Genomic DNA, 18,341 nt, shown 5'->3' with positions numbered 1-18,341 from the left:
GCGCCGAGGCGGGGCGCGTCGCGCGACTGTCCACAAGGGACACCTTTCGAGGACTCGATGTCAGGTTGATGACGCTATGTGCGGTTCCGCGTGGGGTCGTGAGTGGCAAATAGGGTTAGAACCCTCATTGCCACTCACGACCCCATTCAGGACCGCACATTCAGGCATCGACCAGACATCGAGCCGACAGGGAATGTCTCTTGTGGACAGTCACGGCCGCGACCGCCCTCAAGGGGAGCCTCTCGCCTGTCGCCAGTCCGTGAAGGCCTCCTTCACTACCTTGAGGGTAGGGAAGGAGGCCTTCACGGACTTGACCGACGCCTTAAGGCGCACTCGCGACATAAGAAAAGCCCGGACGCGCGAGGCGCGTCCGGGCTTTCCGGTGTTACAGGCTCGAACTCAGAAGTCCATGCCGCCCATGCCACCGGACGGGTCGGCGGGAGCGGCCGAGGCCTTCTCCGGCTTGTCCGCCACGACGGCTTCGGTGGTCAGGAACAGCGCCGCGATGGAAGCGGCGTTCTGCAGCGCGGAGCGGGTGACCTTCGTGGGGTCCGGCACGCCGGCGGCGAGCAGGTCCTCGTAGACACCGGTGGCGGCGTTGAGGCCGTGACCCTGCGGGAGGGACTTGACCTTCTCCGCCACGACGCCGCCTTCGAGGCCGGCGTTGATCGCGATCTGCTTGAGCGGCGCCTCGACGGCGACCTTGACGATGTTGGCACCAGTGGCCTCGTCGCCCTCGAGCTTCAGACCGGCGAAGGCAGCCTCGGCGGCCTGGATGAGAGCGACGCCACCACCGGCGACGATGCCCTCTTCGACGGCGGCCTTGGCGTTGCGCACCGCGTCCTCGATGCGGTGCTTGCGCTCCTTCAGCTCGACCTCGGTGGCGGCACCGGCCTTGATGACGGCCACGCCGCCGGCCAGCTTCGCCAGCCGCTCCTGGAGCTTCTCGCGGTCGTAGTCCGAGTCCGAGTTGTCGATCTCGGCACGGATCTGGTTGACGCGACCCTGGATCTGGTCGGCGTCGCCCGCGCCCTCGACGATGGTGGTCTCGTCCTTGGTGATGACGGCCTTGCGCGCCTTGCCCAGCAGGGAAAGGTCGGCGTTCTCCAGCTTGAGGCCGACGTCCTCGGAGATGACCTGGCCACCGGTCAGGATCGCGATGTCCTGCAGGATCGCCTTGCGGCGGTCACCGAAGCCCGGCGCCTTGACGGCGACGGACTTGAAGGTGCCACGCATCTTGTTGACGATCAGGGTGGCGAGAGCCTCGCCCTCGACGTCTTCGGCGATGATCAGCAGCGGCTTGCCGGACTGGATGACCTTCTCCAGCAGCGGCAGCACGTCCTTGACGGTGGAGATCTTGGAACCGAAGAGGAGGACGTACGGGTCCTCGAGCTCGGCTTCCTGACGCTCCGGGTCGGTCACGAAGTAACCGGAGATGTAGCCCTTGTCGAAGCGCATACCCTCGGTGAGCTCGAGCTCGAGCCCGAAGGTGTTGCTCTCCTCGACGGTGACGACGCCTTCCTTGCCGACCTTGTCCAGCGCCTCGGCGATGAGCTCACCGATGGTGCGGTCAGCGGCCGAGATCGAGGCGGTAGCAGCGATCTGCTCCTTGGTCTCGATCTGGACGGCCATCTTGTGCAGCTGCTCGGTGATGGCCTCGACGGCCGCCTCGATGCCGCGCTTCAGGCTGATGGGGTCGGCCCCGGCGGCGACGTTGCGCAGACCCTCGCGGACGAGAGCCTGGGCGAGCACGGTGGCGGTGGTGGTGCCGTCACCCGCGACGTCGTCGGTCTTCTTGGCAACTTCCTTGACGAGCTCGGCCCCGATCTTCTCCCACGGGTCCTCGAGCTCGATCTCCTTGGCGATGGAGACACCGTCGTTGGTGATCGTCGGCGCGCCCCACTTCTTTTCGAGCACGACGTTCCGGCCCCGCGGGCCGAGGGTCACCTTGACGGCTTCGGCGAGGATGTTCAAGCCGCGCTCTAGACCGCGGCGGGCGTCCTCGTCGAACGCGATCAGTTTGGCCATTGCGGTGTGGTCCTCCGGTATTGGGCGCCACCGCCGCGCTGTGGTCAGCGGCGGCAGCAGGACTCTTCCTCGGCCAGGCTCGGTGCCCGCGACGGACGACCCACCCCGTGAAGGGTGCGGCCTCACCGTCCCGACCTTCAGACGAGCGGTCGGTGACCGCTTGTCTGGCACTCGACGGCGTCGAGTGCCAACACCGTGTTTAGCACTCTCCGGGGTCGAGTGCAAGAACCGCAGGTCAGCGCGGTGGTATTCAGTTGCTCGGCTTGATGGAGATCGACGTCGGCGGGGCCTTCAGCGACGACTGCGGGGACTGCGACTGCGAGCCGCCGGGGCCGACCGGGATGTTCGGCGCGGTGGTCTGCGGGCCGTTGCCGCCGCTCGAGTCACTGAAGACGAAGATCGCGGCGACGATCGCGCCGGCGACCACGAGGACGCCGACGATGATCCAGATCCACTTGGCGCCGCCGCCCTTCTTCTTGGGCTGGAAGCCGCCCTGCTGCTGCGGCGGCGGACCGTAACCGGGTGGCGGACCCTGCTGGAAGCCACCCTGCTGCTGGAACCCGCCTTGCTGCGGCGGCGGGCCGTAGCCCGGCGGCGGACCCTGCTGGAACCCGCCCTGCTGCTGGTAGCCACCCTGCTGCGGCGGCGGGCCGTAACCCGGCGGCGGGCCCTGCCCCGGGGGCGGGCCCTGCGGCCCCGGTCCCTGCTGGCCGTAGCCCGGCTGCTGTCCTCCATACGGGTGCACGGGGCCCCCCTCTCCCTGTGGCGGCGTGTTCTGCCTAGGCGCCTGATGCGGTACCGCCTGCTGGACGGTCGCGGCGGCCGCCTGCCCGGGCGGACCCGGAGGCTCGTTCGAGGTCGCGAGCGGACCCAGCGCGCGCCTGGCGGCCGCGATCATCTCAACACAGTTCGGGTAGCGATCGGCGGGATTCTTCGCCATTCCCTTCCGGATGACCTCGTCGATACCCGCGGGCAGGCCGACGATCCGGGAGATGGCGGGGGGTTCGCCGTTCAGGTGCCCCTTGATGACCGTCTGCACGTCGCCCTTGAAGGGCGGGCTGCCGGTCAGGCAGGCGTAGAGGACACAGGTGAGCGCGTACTGATCGGTGCGGCCGTCGAGCGGCTCGCCGCGCAGATGCTCAGGGGCGGCGTAGGTCGGCGAGCCCAGGAAGTCGCCACCGCGGGTCCGGTGCCCGGTGGCGCCGCGCCGGGTCAGGCCGAAGTCGGCGACGTAGACGTGCTCGCGCGAGGTCTCCTTGCTGGTGACCAGGACGTTGGCCGGTTTGACGTCGAGGTGCACGAGACCGCGGTTGTGCAGGGTGTCGAGCGCGTCGGCGACCTGGTCGAGCATGGTCAGCGCGCGGGAGGGCGCGATCGGGCCGCCGGAGATCAGGCCGGCGAGGTCCCCGCCGTCGACCATCCGCATGGCGATGTAGAGCATGCCTTCGAGCTCGCCGAAGTCGTACAAGGGCACGACGTTGGCATGGTCGATCGCGGACGTGTTCCGCGCCTCGTCGACGAAGCGTTCGCGGAACTCGGCGTCGGCCCCGAGGTGATCACCGATGACCTTCAGTGCCACCTTGCGTCCGAGCCGCACGTCCGTGGCCTTGTAGGTCACGCTCATGCCGCCCTTGCCGAGCACCCCGTCGATGCGGTAGTTGCCCAGCCGGCGACCGGTCAGGTCCCCCGACTCATCGCCTGTCACGCAGCGCAGCCTAACGCGCCAGTTCCGGAGGCCGCCGGGGGTTCGCCCGAACCAAGGTCTCCTCCGATCAGGAGACCTTGCGCACGTCCGCCGCTTGACTCCGCCCGTCACGCCCGGACTGGACTTCGAATTCCACGCGATCACCCTCGTCGAGCGTCCGGAACCCGTCGGCCTGAATGGCCGAGTAGTGGACGAAGACGTCGGGCCCTTCGGTGGATTCGATGAATCCGTAGCCCTTTTCCGAGTTGAACCACTTGACGGTGCCGACTGCCACGGCGCCCTCCCTCAGCACGGGATCCGCCGTCCTTCTCTGCCCCGGGCGGCGGTTTCGAGTGCAGTTCACGCTACCCGAATTACCGGCGTCGGCAATGGTCGATTCGTCCCAAGGTCACCCGCGAGAAAGCCGCCTATTGCGCGATTGCACAAGGACGCGTCCTGGTCCTGCGAAGTCCAGCGCGAGCCCTTCGCCGGTCCGGACCGACTGCGGACCGGACTGGTCGACGGCGCGGAGGCGGCACTGCACGGTGTCCGGATAGGCCAGCAGGAAGTCCGGCCGGACGGTGACCAGTTCGCCGGCGGCGAGTTCGAAGGCGTCGACCGGGCCCTGCGCGGCCAGTACGAGCGGGCCGCTTCCGCTGTAATGCTCCAGGAAACCCGCGTCGGCCCCGAAGAGCTTCTGCAGCGGCGCCCAGCCGGGATCCTGCCTGACGGTCGCCGGCCGGGCGAGGATCGCGTCGCGGCTCACGCACCAGCCCGCCCCGCCGGCGAATTCCAGCGGGTAGACGTCACCGGCGGCCAGCGGCGCGAAGTCGATCCAGCCGCCGCCCTCCGGCGCGTTGAACACCGACGGCGCGGTCTTGCCCGCCCGGGAACCCCCGCGTGCCGGAACGGTTTCCGTGATGCCGAAGCTGCTGGCGAGCATGGTGTCCCCGGCGGCCTGGACGGCCTCGCCGGGGGACAACAGCACGCGCGCGACCCCGAAGTTCGGGGTGTGCCTGGTCTGGACGCGCATGGCTCAGCGCGAGGGGACCTGGGCGATCACCCAGGCGGACAGCGCCGACGGGTTGCGGGTCTGGGTGAGCAACTGGCCGGGCCCGGCGAAGTCGAAGACGAGGCCTTCGCCGCTCTTCATCGACTGGATGACGCCCGTGGCGACCTTCCGGATCTGGTACTGCACGGTGTCGGCGAACGCGACGACGTGCCCGGTGTCGATGGTGATGACCTCGCCCTGCTGCAGGGTGACCGTCTCCAGCGCGCCGTAGCAGGCCACGACCAGCGGGCCCTGTCCGGTCGCGTGCGTCAGGAAGCCGCCTTCGCCGCCGACGAGGTTCTTGAGCCCGCCCCATTTGGTCTCGGTCTGCACGCCGTGGGACGACGCGAGCCACGAGCCGCGCGTGACACACCAGCCGGTGCGGCCGTCGAGGTTGATGATCTGCATGTCGCCGGGCAGGTTCGCGGCGACGTCGACCCAGCCGCCGTTCTGCGGGGCGGTGTAGGTGGAGATGAAGAAGGACTCGCCGGAGAGGAAGGCGCGGCCGAGGCCCTTCATGATGCCGCCCTGTGCCTGGGACTGGACCTGCACGCCGTAACTCGTCGCCATCATCGCGCCCGACTCGACCTGCGCCGGTTCACCCGGTGCGAGCATGAGCCTGGCCACCGCGAACGATGGCTGGTGACGGATCTGAACCTGCATGTCTGTGTCTCCCCGGTGGTCGTTGTGACGCGCAGAGTCTTGCATGCGAGCGGAGAGAGGGAAGGATGGTCCGCGTGATCTCCGTCGACGCCCACCGTGAGACCGTCACCGGCCTGCTCGGAAACGCCCCCGTCATCCGTCTTCCGCTCGCTTCGGCCGCCGGGCTCGTCCTGGCCGAGGACGTGCTCGCGGGGGTTTCGCTGCCGCCGTTCGACAACTCCGCGATGGACGGTTACGCCGTCCGCGCCGAAGACGTCGTGGCAGCGCCGGTGACGCTGCCGGTCGCCGACGACATCCCCGCCGGCCGCGTCGACATCGGCGAACTGGAGCCGGGTACGGCGCACCGGATCATGACCGGCGCCCCGCTGCCGCCCGGCGCCGACGCGGTGGTGATGGTGGAGCACACGGACGGCGGCGTGACAGACGTCCGGATTCTCAGGACAGCTGTCCCAGGCGCGCATATCCGCCGTCTCGGTGAAGACGTCGTCGAAGGCACGGTGGCGCTTTCGGCAGGCACCGTGCTGGGGCCGGCGCAGCTGGGCCTCGCGGCGGCCGTCGGGCTCGCCGAGGTTCCGGTGCGAAGGCCGCTGAAGGTGCTTGTCGTCTCCACCGGGACCGAACTCGTCGACGCGCCGAATCCCTTGAAGCACGGGCAGATCTACGAATCGAACAGCATCATGCTGGCGTCCGCGGTCCGCGCGCTCGGCTGCGAGGCCGAAGTCGTGCGCAGTGTCGTCGACGACGTGGCCGAGTTCCGCGCGGTGATCGAGCCGCGGCTGGCCGACGTGGATCTGCTGATGACCTCGGGCGGGGTGAGCGCGGGCGCGTACGAAGTCGTCAAGGACGCGTTGACCGGGCAGGGCGTGGAGTTCCGGAAGGTGGCGATGCAGCCTGGCGGGCCGCAGGGCTGCGGGCGGTGGAACGGCGTGCCGGTGGTGACGTTGCCGGGCAATCCGGTGAGCGTGCTCGTCTCCTTCGAAGCGTTCCTGAGGCCGGCGTTGCTCGCGGCGATGGGGCATTCCGGCGTCGACCGGCAGAAGGTGCGGGCCCGGCTGACCGAGTCGATGACCTCCCCCGCCGGACGGCGTCAGTTCCGGCGGGGCTTCTACACGCACTCCGAAGGCGAGGTCACCGGGATCGTCGGACCCCGCGGTGGGCCGGGATCGCACCTGCTGGCGGCGTTCACGCAGGCGAACTGCCTGATCGTGCTGCCGGAGGACGTCGACTCGGTGGCGAAGGGCGACGAGGTCGACGTCCTCCTGCTCTGATCGCGTTTAGCGGGCTAAACGCGACCCGCCGGGAAGTCGCGGCACCGGCCGATCGGCGTGAACAGCAGGGCGAAGACGGCGACGACCTCGAGACCGGCCATCAGGCCGAGCGTCTGCCGCACGCCGGCGGTCTCGCCGAGGATCCCGCCGAGCAGGCCGCCGAGCGCGATCGCGCCGAAGCTGAGCACGGACATGCTCGCGGTGACCCGGCCGAACATCGCCGCCGGGACGTACCGCTGTTTGAAGGTGGCGTTGAGGACGTTCGAGGCGACGACCCCGGCGCTGAGCGCGAATCCCGCGGCGACGAAGAACGCGAGCCCCCAGCCACCTTGGGCGAGCGGTCCCAGCAGCATCATCAGCGCCCCGAAGGCCTCGGAGAGCACGAAGGCACGCGCGGTGCCGATCCGCGCGGCGAGCTTGCCCGAAAGCGCGGCACCGGCGACGCCACCCGCGCCGACGAGCGCGAGCACGAGTCCGACGGTCGCCTCGCCCACGCCGAGGTCGCGGGCGAGGAAGACGACCTCGATCGACTGGTAGCCCATGAGCGCGACGTTCGAGACCGCGCCGAAGATCGCCAAAACCAGCAGGTACCGGTCGTGGACCACGAAAGCGAGGCCCTCGCGGATCTCGTCCCGCAGCCGTGAACGCGTCTTCGCCGGGCGTTCGGGCTCGCGGTGGCGGATGGATCGCAGGCACAGCACGGAGATCCCGAAGCTGACGGCGTCGGCGAGCACCCCGCTGACCGCCCCGAAACCCTGCGCCAGCAGACCGGCCAGCCCGGGTCCGCCGATCTGCGCGGCGGATTCACTGCCCTGCAGCTTCTCGTTGGCTTCCTGAAGTTGTTCCTTGTCGACCAGCGAAGGCAGGTACGCGCGGTACGCGACGTTGAAGAACACCTTCGCGACGCCGCCCGCCAACGCGACGACGATCAGCTGGGTCATCGTGAGCAGCCCGCACCACGCGGCGACCGGGACGCTCAGGAACACCAGCATGGAGAGGGTGTTGCAGACCAGCATGACCGGGCGTTTCGGCCGTCTGTCGACCCAGGCGCCGGCGGGCAGGCCGATCAGCAGCCACGGCAGCCAGGCGACCGCGGTCAGCAGGCCGACCGCGAAGGTGCTCGCCTGCAAGGTGACCACGGCGACGAGCGGGAGCGCGACGACGGCGATGGAGCTGCCGAGGACGCTGGTCGTCTCGCCGGTCCACAGCAGGCGGAAGTCCCGGGAGCGCAGCAGCCCGCCGCGTTCGCGGGTGGTCACGGACGGGCCGGGACGGCGCGGGTGGAGATGAAGACGGGGCGGCGCTCCTGGCCGTCGTCGGGGATCGCGCGGTCGCTGTAGGACTTGATCAGCTCGTGGACCTTTTGTTCGAGTTCGGCCAGCTCGGCGACCGACATCTTCGCCCAGCTGTCGGTGGCGAAAGCCGCCCGATGCCACTCTTCGGGATAGCTGTCGCGTTCGGCGAACCATTGCCGCGCCATGGAAACCTGACGTTCGAGCGCGAGGGACTCGGCGGCGGCCGCGACCGGATCGTCCGGGAAGTCCGACGGGGACCAGGAAACCGCGTACCCGACCTTCCGCCACCAGCGCTCGCGCCGGTCGCGGGCGAGTTCGGGCGCTTCCTCGACCAGCTCGCTGGCCGCCAGCACCTTGAGGTGGTGACTGACGTTCCCGACCGCCTGCCCGGTCCGCTCGGCGAGTACGGACGCGGTGCACGGGCCGTCGACGCGGAGGACGTCGAGCAGACGGCGGCGCAGCGGATGGGACATCGCGGCGAGCACCTTCGAATCGTGGACTTCACGAACTTCACGGTCGGCCATAACGCACAACAGTAGTTGCACAAGAGCTCTTGTACAAGTCTCCTTGTGCACTCGCCTCCGTGTAGCGCGTGAAGGCCCCCTTCCCTCGGCTGAGCCGAGGGAAGGGGGCCTTCACGCGCTGCAACGGTCAACTGTCCGAGCGACGGCGCCACCGGGTTCGACTCGCGCCATCCACGTAATCTCGGGGTATGGGTTTCTTCTCGTGGATCGTGTTCGGCGCCATCGCCGGGTGGCTGGCCAATGTCGTGGTGGGTGGCCCGGACCGCCGGGGCGGTTGCCTGTTCAGCATCCTGATCGGCGTGCTCGGGGCGGCGCTGGGCGGTTTCATCTACCGGCTCGCGACGGGCACCGAGCGGAGCTTCGAGTTCGACTTCCCCAGTTTCGGCGTCGCCATTCTGGGCTCGATCGTGCTGCTGGCCCTGCTGCGGCTGGTGCGCGGCTCCGGGCGGCGCGATTCGCGGCCGCCCTATCGGCGGTGACCGATGGAGTAACCGTTGGTAACGGTTTTCTCGCGACCGGTGATCACCGGTATCCGGCGAACTAAAGTGGGACTTTCGCTCAGTTCCAGTGAACGCGGCCGGGTGCGTGTGCCGTCGGGGGGCATACGCATCCGGACGCGCGCGCCTCGGCGATGATCGAGGCGGCGCGGACGGGGTCCACGAGTGACGGCATCGGCGTCGCCGAAATGTCCCTCTTCCAGGCTCGGAACAGCTCAGCGAGTCGCTCGCCTGCGGGGTCCGGACTGGCGGGCATTCGCGGGTCCTCAAGGTCGGCGATCGGCATCAATTACCTAGAGTTATCGCGTATTTCCACCTTCCGTTACCGGGATGTGGTCCCGCCCACCCAGGCCGGGGAAACCCTTCCGGGGGAGGCCACGGGCCTGTCCTGGACAGGGCGGTAGCGTGGTGGCTCTTCCAAGACCCCACACCCCCGACACGAACTGCGGTGAACCCGACCAATGAGCGGCAACCGGCCGGAAGCCACTGGAAACCCACTCACGCACGCCGTGAAGCTGGCGCGCGAGACCGTCCCGCCGATGCACCCGGCCGGCAGGCCGTTCGTGTTCGGCGGTCTCGCCGCGACGCTGGTGCTGCGGAAGTTCTCCAAGCGCCTCGGCGTCGTCGGCGCGCTCGCGACGGCCGCCACGGCCGCGTTCTTCCGTGAGCCCAAGCGCGTCCCGCCCGCCCAGTCCGGCCTGGCGGTCGCGTCGGCGGACGGTCTGGTTTCGCTGATCGAGGAGGCCGTGCCGCCGCCCGAGCTGGGGCTGCCCGCCGAACCGCGGATGCGGGTGAGCGTGTTCCTGTCGGTGTTCGACGTGCACGTCCAGCGGATCCCGGCGTCCGGCGTGATCGAGCGGGTCGCCTACCGGCCCGGGAAGTTCCTGTCCGCGGACCTGGACAAGGCGAGCGACGACAACGAGCGCAACTCCGTGCTCATGCGCACCGAAGACGGCCACGAGCTCGTCGTGGTGCAGATCGCCGGGCTGGTGGCCCGGCGCATCCTCTGTGAGATCCGCGAGGGCGACAAGGTCGGCGTCGGTTCGACGTACGGCATCATCCGCTTCGGCTCCCGAGTCGACCTGTACCTGCCGCCGGGCAGCAAGGTCCTCGTCTCGAAGGGCCAGCGCACGATCGGCGGCGAGACCCCGATCGCCGAGCTGCCCACGGCGCCGCACCCGGAAGGCTGATCCATGGTCCGTGTGACCACTCCCGGTGTCCGGCTGCTGCCGAACGCCATCACGGTGCTCGCCCTGTGCGCCGGTCTGTCCTCGGTGCAGTTCGCGCTGATCGGCAACTATCCGATGGCGATCGCGTCGATCGGGATCGCCGCGGTGCTCGACAGCCTGGACGGCCGGATCGCGCGGCTGCTGGACGCGACGTCGAAGATGGGGCAGGAGCTCGACTCGCTGTCCGACGGCATCTCGTTCGGTGTCGCGCCCGCGCTGGTGCTCTACGTCTGGCATGCCGAAGGCGAGCGGATCGGCTGGGTGGCGTCGCTGATCTTCGCGGTCTGCATGATCCTGCGGCTCGCGCGGTTCAACACGTTGATCGAGGACACCGAGCAGCCGCCGTACGCGGGTGAGTTCTTCGTCGGGGTGCCCGCGCCCGCCGGTGGTCTGCTGGCGATGCTGCCGCTGATCCTGGAGCTGCAGTTCGGGCAGGGCTGGTGGTCGCATCAGTACATGGTGTGGGTGTGGACGATCGCCGTCGCCGCGCTGCTGATCAGCCGGATCCCGACGCTCTCGCTGAAGACGGTGAAGGCGCCGCCGAAGGCGATCGCGCCGCTGCTGGTCGGGGTGGGCCTGCTGGCCGCCGCGATCATTCAGTTCCCGCTGGTGGCGCTGGCGATCGCGCTGATCCTGTACCTGGCGCACATCCCGTACTCGGTGTACCGGCAGCGCTGGCTCGCCAAGCACCCGGAGGCGTGGATGGCGCCGCCGAGGGAACGGCGGGCGATCCGGCGGAGCACGAGCCGCCGCCGTCTCGGCCTGCGCCCGCCGCTGCGGCGCGTGGTGGCCGGTGCCGCTCAGCGCGTCCGGCTGCAGCGGGGCGAACAGCACGTCGCACGCGCTCCGCGCACCATCACCCACGAGAAGGACCAGGACAACGGCCGAGGCCCGCGGCGCCGCTCATGGCGCCGGATGGGCCTGCGGAAACGCTGACCCGCGCCAGGACCTCGAGGCAGGCGCTCGGCCTTTGCCCAGGTGTGATCGCCCCGCTCCCAGCCCCCCCGCCCGTCCCTGGGGGACGGCCCCGCGCCCAGCGTATCGGGGGTGTCTGACGGGACCCGGGAAAACGGGGGCCGGAGGCCGGAGTTGTCCACAAGTGGGTGAAGCTGTGGACAACTTGAGGGGCGCCAGGAACGCAGGGTGTCGCGAAAGCTTCTTTTGGGACACCAGGCGTCTCGAAGGGGAACCCGTATTTGGGTACCTACGCCTGACCTGGACGAGGGTGGCGGCCCCCGGTCTCACCTCTCGATCACGACCGGTGGACCGGCGACCCGCACAAGCTCCACACCAGTAGGCAGACAAAGACGAGTCCCTCAAAGAGGCTTTCGCGACATCCGGTCGACCACGGTGGCCAGCAGGCCTCCGCCACCGCCCCGCGTCGATAAGGTGGCGGGGTGAGCGCACCCCAGATCACGCTGACCGTCCGGCACACCCCGTCCGCCCTGGATTCCCGCCGCGGCGTCGTCCGGCTGCACCCCGAAGTCCTCGACGCGCTCGGCCTGATGGCCTGGGACGCCGTCCGCGTCACCGGCGCGCGGGTGAGTTCCGCGCTGGCGGCCCCGTCGGACGCGGAGGGGGTCCCGGGAGTGATCCTCCTCGACGACGTCACGATGTCGAACCTCGGCGTGACCGAGGGGTCGGAGGTGGTCGTCGCGCCGGCGGAGGTGTCGGCGGCGAAGACGGTCACCGTCTCGGGCTCGCGGATGGCGAGCGTGTCCCTCTCCCCGCATACGCTGCGGCTCGCCCTGATCGGCAAGGTGCTGACCGTCGGCGACGCGGTTTCCCTGCTCCCGCAGGATCTCGCGCCCGCGCCTGGCTCCGACGTCTCCGCGGTCCGCGGCCAGCTCTCCCGCGCCATCGGGATGACGTGGACGAACGAACTGCTCACCGTCACCGCGACCGAACCGTCGGGCCCGGTGGCCGTCGGACCGTCCACTGTGGTCAGCTGGCGCGACGGCGCCCGCACCGGCGAGGCCGCGCCGGCCGCCGCACCGGCCCGTGCCGGGACCACGCTGGTGCGCAGCACCCCCGCCACCCCGCACGAGGATTTCATCGACGCCGAGATCGTCGAGGACGAGCAGCTCGACGAAGTGGCCGAGGAGTCCGTGCCGCCCCTGGCCGACCTCGCCGGATCCGAGTCGGCCGCGCGCAAGCTCGCCGAGTGGTTCGACCTGGCCTTTCACCGACCGGAACTGCTGGCCAAACTGGGGGCGTCGGCGCATCTCGGGGTCTTGCTGTCCGGCCCGGAAGGGGTCGGCAAGGCGACGCTGGTCCGCGCCGTGGCGCAGGCCGAAAAGGTGCGGGTGGTCTCGCTCGCGGCGCCGAACATCGCCGTCCTCGAACCGAACGTGGCCGCCGCGCGGCTGCGCGAGGCGATCGCGGAGGCTGCTCGCGACGAGGATCCCGCCGTCCTGCTGATCACCGACATCGACGCCCTGCTGCCCGCGTCCCAGCCGCCCCCGCTCGCGACGGTCGTCCTCGATGACCTGCGCAAAGCGTTGCGCGGCAAGGGTTTCGCCGTCATCGCCACCACCGGCCGGGCCGAATCGACCGATCCGCGGCTGCGTGCGGCCGACCTGCTCGACCGCGAACTCGGCCTGCCGCTCCCGGACGCCAAGACCCGCACGGAACTGCTGCGTGTCCTGCTGCGCGACGCCCCGCTGGAGACCGGCATCGACGTCGGCCCGATCGCCGAGCGCACGCCCGGTTTCGTCGCGGCTGACCTCATCGCTCTTCGCCGTGACGCCGCCCTTCGCGCCGCGCTGCGGCAACGGGAAGCCGACGAACCGCGGATCTCCCAGCAGGACCTGCTCGACGCGCTGACCACCGTCCGCCCGATCTCGATGTCCACTTCGGACACTCTCGCCACCGGGGGCCTCACCCTCGACGACGTCGGCAACATGACCGACGTCAAGCAGTCGCTCACCGAGACGGTGCTGTGGCCGCTGCGCTATCCGGACTCGTTCGCGCGCCTCGGTGTCGACCCGCCGCGCGGCGTGCTCCTGTACGGACCGCCCGGCGGCGGCAAGACGTATCTGGTGCGTGCGCTCGCCGGCACCGGCGCGCTGAACGTGTTCGCGGTCAAGGGCGCCGAACTGATGGACAAATGGGTCGGCGAGTCCGAACGCGCGGTGCGGGAGCTGTTCCGCCGCGCCGCCGAGGCCGCGCCGTCGCTGATCTTCCTCGACGAGATCGACGCGCTGGCCCCGCGCCGCGGCCAGTCCTCGGATTCCGGCGTGTCGGATCGGGTCGTCGCGGCACTGCTGACCGAATTGGACGGTGTCGAGCCGATGCGCGAGGTCATCGTCCTCGGCGCGACGAACCGGCCGGAACTAGTCGATCCGGCCCTGCTGCGGCCGGGACGGCTGGAGCGCCGCGTCTACGTCCCGCCGCCGGACGCGCACGCACGCGAGGCGATCCTGGCCGCCAGCGCCAAGAACACGCCGCTCGCGTCCGATGTGGACCTCGCGGCGTATGCGGCCACTTTGGACGGTTACTCGGCGGCGGACTGCGCGGCACTGATCCGGGAGGCCGCGCTGACCGCGATGCGGGAGTCGCTGGAGGCCAGCGAGGTCACCGCCGCGCATCTGGCGAAGGCGGCGGAGGCGGTGCGGCCGTCACTCGACCCGGCCCAGCTGGCGGCTTTGGAGGCCTACGCGCAGGCACAGGCATAAGTAGGGGCAAGGCAAACATGGCGTGCCCCGGCGCGGGACCGGGCTGACCGACGGAAGCCAGGCCGCGCCCCAGCGTCCACAAGGGACACCTTCCCAAAGAAGACTGTCCGACTTGAGTGGTTTGTGCGGTTCCTGGTGGGGGTCGTGAGTGACGATGAGGGTTCTAACCCTATTCGCCACTCACGACCCCCACACGGAACCGCACATGGCGACATCAATCGGACATCGACTCTTCGAACGGTGTCCCTTGTGGACAGTCGCGCCCCCCGCCTCAACGAGGAGCTCACGTCATATTTGCCTTGCCCTCAATAAGTACAGGAAGGCCCCCTTCCTTGCGTGTAGCGCAAGGAAGGGGGCCTTCCTGTTCTTCTAAGAGCCACTCTTGTCGTTGGCCTTGTAGTCCTTGGTGACGATGACGATCACGCCAGGCGCCGCGTTCTGGATTTCCGCGAACCTCGGCTGGGCTTGGAAACCGAACTCCAGCGCCAAGGCCTTCGCGGCCGCTTCCTCGTCGGTGCCCGGCCGGTAGTAGGCCGCTGTCGCGGGCAGCTTGCCCTGGTAGCCGTGGACGTCGGTCACGTTCCATCCGGAGGCGCGGAAGTCCTTGGCGGCCTGCTCGCCCAGCCCCTGGATCGTGCTGTTGTTGTAGACGCGCACGGTCACCCATTTGTGGGAGGCCTGCTGGTCGCCGCCGGGCTGACCCGGCCCCGGCTGACCGGGCTGGCCCGTTTGCCCTGGCTGCCCCGGCTGGCTCGACGGCGGCGCCGAACTCGCGGGCGGGTTCGACGGCGGTGCCGACGAGGCGGGCGGCGAACTGGCGGGCGGCGAACCCGGTGCCGGTGACGACGGCGAGACCCCGCCGTCCGAGGTCGTCGGGGTGGTCCCCGGCGGGGTGGCGGTGTCCGAATCACCACCGCCGGTGGCCAGGGTGATCCCGCCGATCACGGCGGCGATCACGGCGACACCGACCAAGGCCAATCCGGCGGCCTTCATCGGCCGGGACAGACCCGAAAACAGACTCATCAGAGATCGATCCCCAGTCGCCGGGCCGCGCGATTGCGCTGCCGGGCCGCTCGCGTCTTTCGCAGGCGCTTCACCAGCATCGGATCGGCCTGCATGGCTTCGGTCTTCTCGAGCAGCCGGTTCAGCAGCTGGTAATACCGCGTCGACGACATCGAGAAACGTTCGCGGATGGCCTGTTCCTTCGCGCCGGCGTACTTCCACCACTGCCGTTCGAAAGCGAGCATGTCGAGCTCGCGCTCGCTGAGGCCGTGCACGGTCTCCGACGGGGACGGCTGGTCGGGCTCGGCCATCGACTCCGCGGCGTCCATCCGACTCCTCGCAATCAGGTCAGTGCTCGGCGGGCGTGAAACCACAGGCTTGTCATTCCGCGGCGCCATTAGACCACGGATCCGGCGCCCGGCCTCGGTATCGACGTCGGCGCGTCATGGGTAAGGGTCTACCAGAAGGGTCCGACTAAACTGCGCCCGTGACCGTCCATCCCATCGTGATCGCCGGCGAGCCCGTGCTGCACAACCCGACTCGGGAAATCACCGAGTTCGACGACAAGCTGCGCACGCTCATCGACGACATGTTCGAGACCATGTACGCCGCCGAAGGGGTCGGCCTCGCGGCCAACCAGATCGGCCTCGACCTGCGAGTGTTCGTCTACGACTGCCCCGACGACGAGGGCACTCGCCACAAGGGCGTCGTGGTGAACCCGAAGCTCGAGACGTCCGAGATCCCGGAGACGATGCCGGACCCGGACGACGACTGGGAAGGCTGTCTCTCGGCACCCGGCGAGTCGTACCCGACAGGGCGCGCTTCGTGGGCGAAGGTCACCGGCTTCGACGTCGACGGTAATCCGATCGAGGTAGAGGGCACCGGCTACTTCGCGCGCTGCCTGCAGCACGAGACCGATCACCTGGACGGCTTCATCTACCTCGACCGGCTGGTCGGCCGTCACGCGCGGGCCGCGAAGAAGATGCTCAAGTCGAACAAGTGGGGTGTGCCGGGCAACTCGTGGCTCCCCGAGGCTCAGCCCGAACCCGCCGACGACTGACCTCCAGCGCGCTATGAAAGGTCCTTTCCTCGCAAATTTTGCAAGGAAAGGACCTTTCATGGCATCTACGCGAGGGTCAGCAGCCCAGGAAGTGGCAGCGCACCACCCGCGGCTGTTCGATCACCTTCCCGGACTGCACCGACCACGCGAGCCGGAGATACTGGGCGTGTGTCCAGGCCAGCGGGGTCGCGGACGCCGTCGGAGTGCCGGCAGGGAAGCCCGTCTGCCCCGAAGGCGCGTTTTCGTCCCACACCTGTTCCGGCATGGTGTCCCCTGAACTGCTGACACGACCGAGGTCGCGAAGGCGCTTCGCCGCCGTACCCCGGTCGCCGGCGGCGAGGTCGTACTCGCCGCGTTCACCCGCGAGCAGCGGCCACAGTCGCCCGAAAGTGGTCCGGCTTTCGGCCGGGAACGTGTAGTCCCACGGCGAACCGTCGGCCTTCTCGCCGTATCCGTCTTTCGTGTACCTGTGCCAGAACTGACCCGTCGGAGTGGTGAAGGCGATGTCGGCGTCGGTGACCTCGATGCTGTTGCGGATCACCGGGTCGTCGGCCCGGTAGATGCCCAGCCTCACCAGTTCGAGGAAACCGGCGTCGGTCACGGCACGCTGGTCCATGGTCACGCTGGAGTTGCCCAGGTTGTACTTCGTGCCGTTGTTCGCGTTGCCGTCCTTGGTCAGCCGGACGAAGTACGGGTCCTTCGACAGCGGGCCGTTCGTGGTGACGGTCCACTGGGCGAGCTTCGCCTTGAACGCGTCGGCGGTGTCGAGGTAGCGCTTCGCGTCGGCGGCGGCGCCGTTCGCCTTGGCGAGGTCGGCCGCGCAGACCAGTCCGGCGATCACCGCGGCGATCGTCGAAGGCGAGTAGCCGTCCTGTTCTTCCCAGCGCTCCTGCTGGCTGTACGGCGAGGCGTGCCCGTTGTCCGCCTTGTACGACAACAGGAATTCCGCCGCCTTGCGCACCCGCTCCCAGGTCTTGGCGTCGGTACGGCCGAGTTGCTGCGCGAGCACGATCGGCAGCGCGGTCTCGTCGAGCTGGATGGACGTCCAGTACGGCGTGCCGTCGACGTGGCTGTTCTGCGGCAGATGGCCGTCCGGCAACTGCTGGGTGCCGAACAGGTAGTCGACCGACCGGTTCGCGGCGTCCCGGTCGCCGGCGGCGAGCAGTCCGGTCGCGATCTGGTAGAGGTCGCGCGGCCAGACCAGGTGATACGTGCCCGACGGCGACCACTCCGGGTCATTGTCGCCGAACCGCCACGGCATGCTCGGCGACGCGATGAACGCTCCCTGATGGAGCTTGTCCTCACTCGCCGCGAGCATGAGCACGGACGCCTTGTAGAGGTCGCGTTCCTGCTTGGTCTTCAGGGACGACGGGACGTCCTTCACCTGGCGGAGGTACTGCTTCCAGCCGCGGTCGTACGCCCGTGCGGCATCGGCGAATCCGCGCCTTTGTGAGGCTTTCGCGTTGGCGAGGGCGTCGGAGTCCTTCGCGCCCATACCGAGCGTGAGCGTGAAATCCCGTGAGCGGACACCGTCGGCGGACGTCTGCCCGGTGAGCAGCACATTGCCCTTGGCCGCGCTCGCGTAGTCCTTGAGTGTGAAGGATTTCGTCAGCTGGGTGAGGCCGTCGGAGGAACCCGCGTAACCCACGGAAGTGCGTGAGAACGCCGGTTCCGCGGTCAGCGCGGCCGCCGTCTTCGCGTCGGATGCGACCGCGTTCACCCCGTCGGTGCGTGCGGAGTCGTCGGATCCCTCGTTGGTGAGATCGGGGTCCGCGACCGCGTACACCTGGTACGGGCGGCCGGTCAGCGAGACGAAGTCGACGTCGATCAGCACGCTCGCGCGCGCCGGGTCGGTGACGTAGGTCTTGCGGAGCTTCCAGCGGCGCTGGTCGTCGGTGATGGTCTGCTCATACGTCAGGCCGTCGGCGCCGGTACGCCGCACCTGCTGCGCCTTGGCCGACGAATCGACGGCGGCGAAGCTCTTCCCGTCGGTGACGACGAGGTCGAGCGCGCGGACGCTCGGCGTGGACAGATCCGGGTAGTAGACCTCGGAGAGGCGTCCGCCTTGCAGGGTGAACCAGATGTTGCTCGCCCGGTCACGGGCGGTGCCGAAGCCGGTCTTGTTCGCCGGGAGCCAGCTCGGATGGGCGCCGGGCGCACCGGGCGCCTCACCGCCCTGTGCCGACGCCGCCGCCGGGACCAGCCCGGCGATCAGCACGCCTGCCAGTGCCGGGAGCACGATCTTTCGCATATCAACCCCAGGTTCTGTAACGGTGCAGAGCCTCCGCATTCTGTCGTGAACGCCGTGCGGACACATGCTCCAAACCGGTGAACCGGTAACACTGTCGATATATCGACTCAGG

The 18,341-nt window shown here is 69.2% G+C and carries 16 protein-coding genes; 6 read left to right on the top strand and 10 right to left on the bottom strand.

Features of this window, described 5'->3' with window-relative positions; translation table 11 throughout:
- Positions 1 to 399: 399 nt before the first annotated feature.
- The 5 genes from groL to ACZ5ZX_RS13880 form a co-directional block, all read right to left on the bottom strand.
- Positions 400 to 2,028, bottom strand: a complete 1,629-nt coding sequence (gene groL, locus ACZ5ZX_RS13900) for a chaperonin GroEL (protein WP_125782140.1) — start codon at positions 2,026 to 2,028, stop codon at positions 400 to 402.
- 250 nt (positions 2,029 to 2,278) lie between these two features.
- Positions 2,279 to 3,733 carry a serine/threonine-protein kinase gene (locus ACZ5ZX_RS13895; RefSeq protein WP_465502360.1) on the bottom strand — a complete coding sequence of 485 codons (1,455 nt, stop codon included), beginning with the start codon at positions 3,731 to 3,733 and terminating at the stop codon, positions 2,279 to 2,281.
- Between the two features lie 67 nt (positions 3,734 to 3,800).
- Positions 3,801 to 4,007, bottom strand: a complete 207-nt coding sequence (locus ACZ5ZX_RS13890) for a cold-shock protein (protein WP_005164266.1) — start codon at positions 4,005 to 4,007, stop codon at positions 3,801 to 3,803.
- A gap of 114 nt (positions 4,008 to 4,121) precedes the next feature.
- Positions 4,122 to 4,745: an AIM24 family protein gene (locus ACZ5ZX_RS13885; protein ID WP_465502359.1), complete on the bottom strand. Its 624-nt coding sequence runs from the start codon at positions 4,743 to 4,745 to the stop codon at positions 4,122 to 4,124.
- A gap of 3 nt (positions 4,746 to 4,748) precedes the next feature.
- Positions 4,749 to 5,426 (bottom strand): TIGR00266 family protein, encoded by a 678-nt coding sequence (locus ACZ5ZX_RS13880; protein ID WP_061985035.1) that lies wholly within the window; start codon positions 5,424 to 5,426, stop codon positions 4,749 to 4,751.
- Positions 5,427 to 5,500: 74 nt separating this feature from the next.
- Here ACZ5ZX_RS13880 and moeA point away from each other — a divergent pair, with 74 nt between their 5' ends.
- Positions 5,501 to 6,694 carry a molybdopterin molybdotransferase MoeA gene (moeA, locus tag ACZ5ZX_RS13875; protein WP_465502358.1) on the top strand — a complete coding sequence of 398 codons (1,194 nt, stop codon included), beginning with the start codon at positions 5,501 to 5,503 and terminating at the stop codon, positions 6,692 to 6,694.
- A 14-nt stretch (positions 6,695 to 6,708) separates the two neighbouring features.
- On the opposite strand, the gene ACZ5ZX_RS13870 is transcribed toward moeA, so the two are convergent.
- Together ACZ5ZX_RS13870 and ACZ5ZX_RS13865 are read right to left on the bottom strand one after the other, a co-directional pair.
- On the bottom strand, positions 6,709 to 7,953 hold the full coding sequence (locus ACZ5ZX_RS13870) for an MFS transporter (RefSeq protein ID WP_465502357.1): 1,245 nt from the start codon (positions 7,951 to 7,953) through the stop codon (positions 6,709 to 6,711).
- Positions 7,950 to 8,513, bottom strand: a complete 564-nt coding sequence (locus tag ACZ5ZX_RS13865) for an ArsR/SmtB family transcription factor (RefSeq protein WP_465502356.1) — start codon at positions 8,511 to 8,513, stop codon at positions 7,950 to 7,952. Before ACZ5ZX_RS13865 ends, ACZ5ZX_RS13870 begins: the two co-directional genes overlap by 4 nt.
- A 188-nt stretch (positions 8,514 to 8,701) precedes the next feature.
- Between ACZ5ZX_RS13865 and ACZ5ZX_RS13860 the strand changes: the two genes are divergently transcribed.
- The 4 genes from ACZ5ZX_RS13860 (at position 8,702) to ACZ5ZX_RS13845 (ending at position 13,916) form a co-directional block, all read left to right on the top strand.
- Entirely contained in the window at positions 8,702 to 8,992 is a 291-nt protein-coding gene (locus ACZ5ZX_RS13860; RefSeq protein WP_465502355.1) for a GlsB/YeaQ/YmgE family stress response membrane protein, read from the top strand.
- Between the two features lie 479 nt (positions 8,993 to 9,471).
- Complete coding sequence (locus ACZ5ZX_RS13855; protein WP_465502354.1) at positions 9,472 to 10,200, top strand: phosphatidylserine decarboxylase; 729 nt, start codon at positions 9,472 to 9,474, stop codon at positions 10,198 to 10,200.
- Positions 10,201 to 10,203: 3 nt separating this feature from the next.
- On the top strand, positions 10,204 to 11,175 hold the full coding sequence (gene pssA / locus ACZ5ZX_RS13850; RefSeq protein WP_465502353.1) for a CDP-diacylglycerol--serine O-phosphatidyltransferase: 972 nt from the start codon (positions 10,204 to 10,206) through the stop codon (positions 11,173 to 11,175).
- Positions 11,176 to 11,636: 461 nt separating this feature from the next.
- Positions 11,637 to 13,916, top strand: coding sequence for an AAA family ATPase (locus ACZ5ZX_RS13845; protein ID WP_465502352.1), 2,280 nt, complete (start codon positions 11,637 to 11,639; stop codon positions 13,914 to 13,916).
- 369 nt (positions 13,917 to 14,285) lie between these two features.
- Here ACZ5ZX_RS13845 and ACZ5ZX_RS13840 read toward each other — a convergent pair whose 3' ends face one another.
- Together ACZ5ZX_RS13840 and ACZ5ZX_RS13835 are read right to left on the bottom strand one after the other, a co-directional pair.
- Positions 14,286 to 14,939, bottom strand: coding sequence for a LytR C-terminal domain-containing protein (locus tag ACZ5ZX_RS13840; RefSeq protein WP_465502351.1), 654 nt, complete (start codon positions 14,937 to 14,939; stop codon positions 14,286 to 14,288).
- Entirely contained in the window at positions 14,939 to 15,247 is a 309-nt protein-coding gene (locus tag ACZ5ZX_RS13835) for a DUF3263 domain-containing protein (RefSeq protein ID WP_465502350.1), read from the bottom strand. Before ACZ5ZX_RS13835 ends, ACZ5ZX_RS13840 begins: the two co-directional genes overlap by 1 nt.
- Positions 15,248 to 15,405: 158 nt before the next feature.
- Here ACZ5ZX_RS13835 and ACZ5ZX_RS13830 point away from each other — a divergent pair, with 158 nt between their 5' ends.
- Positions 15,406 to 15,978, top strand: a complete 573-nt coding sequence (locus ACZ5ZX_RS13830) for a peptide deformylase (RefSeq protein WP_465502349.1) — start codon at positions 15,406 to 15,408, stop codon at positions 15,976 to 15,978.
- 76 nt (positions 15,979 to 16,054) lie between these two features.
- Here ACZ5ZX_RS13830 and ACZ5ZX_RS13825 read toward each other — a convergent pair whose 3' ends face one another.
- Positions 16,055 to 18,229 (bottom strand): glycoside hydrolase family 15 protein, encoded by a 2,175-nt coding sequence (locus ACZ5ZX_RS13825; protein WP_465502348.1) that lies wholly within the window; start codon positions 18,227 to 18,229, stop codon positions 16,055 to 16,057.
- Between the last annotated feature and the right edge of the window lie 112 nt (positions 18,230 to 18,341).

The organism is Amycolatopsis sp. NPDC033938 (assembly GCF_055575975.1).
The sequence above is the reverse complement of the archived record's forward strand: the minus strand, read 5'-3'. Positions and strand labels throughout refer to the sequence as shown.